The organism is Rhodoferax sp. (assembly GCF_023701345.1).
Taxonomy (GTDB): domain Bacteria; phylum Pseudomonadota; class Gammaproteobacteria; order Burkholderiales; family Burkholderiaceae_C; genus Rhodoferax.
The window spans coordinates 1-4,686 of record NZ_JAMPXE010000186.1 but is presented as its reverse complement, the minus strand read 5'-3'; the positions used below and the strand labels follow the sequence as shown (position 1 = coordinate 4,686).

General features: G+C 57.6%; 6 protein-coding genes. 3 read left to right on the top strand and 3 right to left on the bottom strand.

The genetic code is table 11. The annotated features are described in order from the left end of the window. On the top strand, positions 1-724 hold a 724-nt coding region (locus NDI87_RS16605), incomplete at its 5' end, for a cobalamin biosynthesis protein (RefSeq protein ID WP_296276687.1). A gap of 73 nt (positions 725-797) precedes the next feature. Beyond that, a complete protein-coding gene (gene hisC, locus NDI87_RS16600; RefSeq protein ID WP_296276685.1) occupies positions 798-1,877 on the top strand; it encodes a histidinol-phosphate transaminase in 1,080 nt (359 codons plus the stop codon). 10 nt (positions 1,878-1,887) lie between these two features. Here hisC and rsgA read toward each other — a convergent pair whose 3' ends face one another. The 3 genes from rsgA to NDI87_RS16585 are packed head-to-tail and all read right to left on the bottom strand — an operon-like array spanning position 1,888 to position 4,439. Further along, positions 1,888-2,805, bottom strand: a complete 918-nt coding sequence (gene rsgA, locus NDI87_RS16595) for a ribosome small subunit-dependent GTPase A (protein WP_296276683.1) — start codon at positions 2,803-2,805, stop codon at positions 1,888-1,890. Then, complete coding sequence (locus NDI87_RS16590) at positions 2,802-3,134, bottom strand: 4a-hydroxytetrahydrobiopterin dehydratase (protein WP_296276682.1); 333 nt, start codon at positions 3,132-3,134, stop codon at positions 2,802-2,804. Before NDI87_RS16590 ends, rsgA begins: the two co-directional genes overlap by 4 nt. Positions 3,135-3,149: 15 nt before the next feature. Then, complete coding sequence (locus NDI87_RS16585) at positions 3,150-4,439, bottom strand: M48 family metallopeptidase (protein WP_296276681.1); 1,290 nt, start codon at positions 4,437-4,439, stop codon at positions 3,150-3,152. 37 nt (positions 4,440-4,476) lie between these two features. On the opposite strand from NDI87_RS16585, the gene NDI87_RS16580 reads away from it, so the two are divergent. Further along, positions 4,477-4,686: exonuclease domain-containing protein (locus NDI87_RS16580; RefSeq protein WP_296276680.1), on the top strand; the 210-nt coding region annotated here is incomplete at its 3' end.

Here is a 4,686-nt window from a genome sequence, read left to right as displayed (position 1 = left end):
GGTGCTCTGGAGCGCCCTGGTGTTGTACGCATCACTTGGCTTTCGTCAATTCAGTTTCCATTTCACCGAAGTACGGGATGCCTTGGCCAACGACGATGATGCCTTGGCCCGCTCGCTATTGGCCCAATGGCAACACATTGACACCCAGTCCTGGTCGCGCAGCGACATCATTGGCCATGTCATCGAGTACTCGGTACTGGCCGCCCATCGCCATGTCTTTGGTGTGCTGGCCTGGTTTTCAGTCCTGGCAGCATTTGGATTGGGCCCCATGGGCGCCGTGTTGTACCGCTTGGCCGAATTTGTCACCCGCTACTGGAAACACAAAAGCAAAACCCTTGAGCAGCCGGTCAGTCTGGCCCTGCAAACCAATGCACAAACAGCCTGGCACTGGATTGACAGCTTGCCAGCACGCATGACCGTGCTGGGTTTTGCAGTCGTAGGCAATTTTGAAGAAGCCATCGACGGCTGGCGCCGTTATGCGTCGCAATCGAACGCAGACAACGATGGTCTGGTGCTGGCCGCCACCGCTGGCGCCATCAATATTCAACTTGGAACGCCCTATGCGGCCGACACACCAGCCAACACCGGATTGCCATCGGGCGCCAGTTTGCGCCCCTCCCCCGAGCTGGCACACATGGCCATTTTGGTCGGTCTGGTCTGGCGTGCCGTGGTCATGTGGCTCGTACTTCTGGCGCTTTTGACGCTGGCACGACTCATTGCCTGAGCGTGAGCGTGAGCGCCAACATGCACCACTTGATATGAAACTCGCAAACCGCCCTTTTTAAGTGAAACCCGTCTTGAACGCCCAATTTATTAGTCCAGTGGTTCGGCAACTGGTGCCTTATGTGCCGGGTGAGCAACCCAAAATGGCCAATCTGGTCAAGCTCAACACCAACGAAAACCCTTACCCCCCGTCACCACGCGTGGTGGCAGCCATCCAGCAGGCAGCGCAGCATGGCCTGCAGCTTTACCCTGACCCTGATGGCAGCACATTGCGGCAGGCCATTGCCCGGCATCTTGACCTGACACCCCAACAGGTCTTCTTGGGCAATGGCTCGGACGAAGTGTTGGGGCACGCCTTTTTTACTTTTTTCCAGCAGGGCTGTCCACTGCTGATGCCTGACATCAGCTACAGCTTTTACAAGGTGTATTGCGGTCTTTACAGTATTGCTGCGCGCACCGTGCCGCTGCGCGAAGACCTGCAATTGAACGTGGCCGACTACGCCGCACCCGACCAGGCCGTCGCCGGGGTCGTGATTGCCAACCCCAACGCCCCCACCGGGGTTGGCTTGCCACTGGCCGATATCGAGACACTGCTGCAAATGCACCCGAACCGGGTCGTGTTGATCGATGAGGCCTATGTTGACTTTGGCGGCCACAGCGCCATCACCCTGATCGACCGCTACCCCAACCTGCTGGTGGTGCATACCCTGTCCAAATCGCGCTCGCTCGCCGGTTTGCGCATTGGCTACGCCTGTGGCCAGGCGCACCTGATTGAGGCCCTGAACCGGGTCAAAAACAGCTTCAACTCGTATCCTCTAGACCGGCTGGCGCTGGCCGGTGGCGTGGCCGCATTTGAGGATCAGGCCTATTTTGAACAAACCTGCCAGGCCGTGATGAGCAGCCGCGAGGGATTGGCATTGGCGCTGGAAGACCTGGGCTTCGTGGTGTTGCCGTCGCAAACCAATTTTGTCTTTGCGCGTCACCCCGGTCATGAGGGTGCCGACCTGGCCGCCGGCTTGCGCGCGCAAGGTGTTCTGGTGCGGCATTTCAAGCTGGCCCGTATTGACGCCTTTTTGCGCATCAGCGTGGGCACGCCCGAGCAATGTGATCAACTGGTCGCAGCATTGGCCAATCTTGTCACCATCAAGGCCTGAGAGACAGGCGTTAATAACGCCGCTTCTGTTTCAGTTCGGCGTACAAATCACTATATATATGATAGCGGTTAAGACTGATACTGTCAGGTCTGTCTTCTGAATTTACCGCGGAAATCACACCACAACCGGGTTCATGCAAGTGGCTGCAGTTGTAAAACTTGCAGTTTTTGACATGGGGCTTGAGGTCGGGCATGTAGGCCGCCAGTTGGGCTGGCTCAATGTGGTTCAGGCCAAACTCCTGAAACCCCGGCGAATCAATCAGTGCCGTGGTTTTAGCCGTATCCACCCAATACCAGGTGGTACTGGTGGTGGTGTGTTTGCCACTGCTCAGAGCTTGAGACAATTCACCAGTCTGTACCAATGCCCCGGGAACCAGGCAGTTGATCAAGGTGCTTTTGCCGGCACCCGACGGACCCAGCACCAGGGTGGTCTTGCCGGTCAGCCGCGAGCTCAAGGCCGCACGCCCCGCTTCTGCGTCCTGCAGCGACAGCGGCAGCACGTCGTAACCCATGTGGCGGTAAGGCGCCAGCCAGTTCCAGGCACGGGCAAAGGGCTCGGTGAGGTCACTTTTGTTGAGCGCAATGATCGGGGTAATGTGCTGTTCTTCGGCGGCAATCAGGGCACGGGACAATTGACTGCTGGAAAATTCGGGTTCGGCCGCGATCAGGATCAAGACCTGATCCAGGTTGGCCGCAAACATCTTGGTGCGCACCTCGTCCTGACGATAGAACAGGTTGCGGCGCGGCTCGATTTTCTCAATCGTGCCTTCGTCTTGAGAGGCCAGCCATAACACCCTGTCACCCACCACGCCCTGGCTTTTTTTACCCCGTGAATGGCAAATCAAGCGCACTCCCACCGCGTTTTCGACCAAAAAATGGCGCCCATAGTTGGCCACGATCAGGCCGGGTGCGCGTTGCGTTTGAGTCATGAACGTAATGACATGGCAGCGCCTGGAAGCGCATCCACAGCTCCGGCACCATCAAAGTCAGCCTGCGAGAGTCCTGCCACATCATGCGTGCAGTAACGCACCAGGCAACGGTCAAATTGCACGATAAGCTCCGGGTGATGATGACGCGCCTGTGCCAGCCAGGCCACGGCATTGACAAACAGCATGGTCTGGGCATAGTCGGAAAAACGGAAGGTTTTCTGGATCACCACCGCAGCGCCATCCCCGTCCAAATGCCAGCCCTCGAGTTTGGTCAGTCTGGTGACCACTTCCGTCGCAGTCAAGGCACGTTTGCTTTGGGTGAGAGACATGTTGGATTCAAAAAACTAATGAACTGCCGGGGCAATGGCCTGCATGCGCGCCAGCCGTTCCGAAGCAGCGGGATGCGAGTAATAAAAGCGCACGTACAAAGGGTCCGGCGTCAGGGTGGAGGCATTGTCTTCGTAAAGCTTGAGCAGCGCGGTCGATAAATCCTGCGCGCTGGTTTGCCTGACGGCGTAAGCGTCGGCCTCAAACTCATGCCTGCGCGACAACTGGGCAAAGAGCGGGGCAATGAAGAAGCTGAACACCGGCATGACCAACATGAACAGCAACAATGCCAGCGCATCATTGGCAGATGACAGGTTGGGCTGCACCCCCAGACCCGTGTAAAACCAGACTTGCCGCGTCAGATAACCCAGCAACGCAAAACCAGCCAGACTCAGGGCAAACATGGAGACGATGCGTTTGATGATGTGTTTGTGCTTGAAATGCCCGAGCTCATGCGCCAGCACGGCATCCACCTCGGGCGCACTGAGTTTGGCCAGCAGCGTGTCGTAAAACACCACCCGCTTGGCGGCACCAAAGCCGGTGAAATAAGCGTTGGCGTGGGCACTGCGCTTGCTGCCATCCATCACAAACAAGCCCTTGGCAGAAAACCCACAACGTTGCATCAAGGCTGTCACGCGCGCTTTTAGTGTTTCGTCTTCCAATGGGGCAAACTTGTTGAACAGGGGCGCAATCAGTGTTGGGTAGACCACCAGCAACAGCAGGTTGAAACCCATCCAGAACAGCCAGGCCCACAGCCACCAGAGCTTGCCCGTGGCGGCCATCATCCAGAGGATCAGGGCAGCGATCGGCAGCCCGATCAAGGCGCCGATCAAGCTGGACTTGAGCAGGTCAGCCAGCCACAGCCTGAAAGTCATTTTGTTGAAGCCAAACCGCTGTTCCAGTACAAAGGTCTGGTACCAGGACAGTGGTAAATCGATCACACCGCTGATCGCCACAAATCCGACCAACAAGGCCAATTGCTGCCCCATGCCATGCGCCGTAAACGGGATCAGGGCCTGGTTCAAGGCCGAGAGCCCGCCCAGCAGGGTCCAGCCCAGCAACAGCGCGGCACCCAGCGCCATTTCAAACAAGCCAAGACGTACCTTGGCCAGTGTGTAATCGGCTGCTTTTTGGTGGGCAGCCAAGGAAATGGTGTCTGCAAAAGCCGCCGGTACCGTATTACGGTGCTGCGCCACATGGCGAATCTGACGCGAACTGAGCCAATAACGGAGCACCAGACTCAAGCACAAGACGGCGGCAAACAGCGAAGTCAGTAAAAATGAAGCAGAGAAAAGCGAGTCAGTCATGGCGGCGAAGTTTAGGTCATCGGCGACAATTTGGGCCATGCACAACGCCAACACCCCCACTGCCCCACCTGCCCTGGCCAAATCGGATCTCAATCTGGTCTGGCTGGACTGCGAGATGACGGGCTTGAACCCGGAACATGAGCGCATCATCGAGATCGCGGTCATCGTCACCGACGCCCATTTGACGCAGCGCATCGAAGGCCCGGTGCTGGTGATCCACCAACGCGACGCGCTGCTCGACCAGATG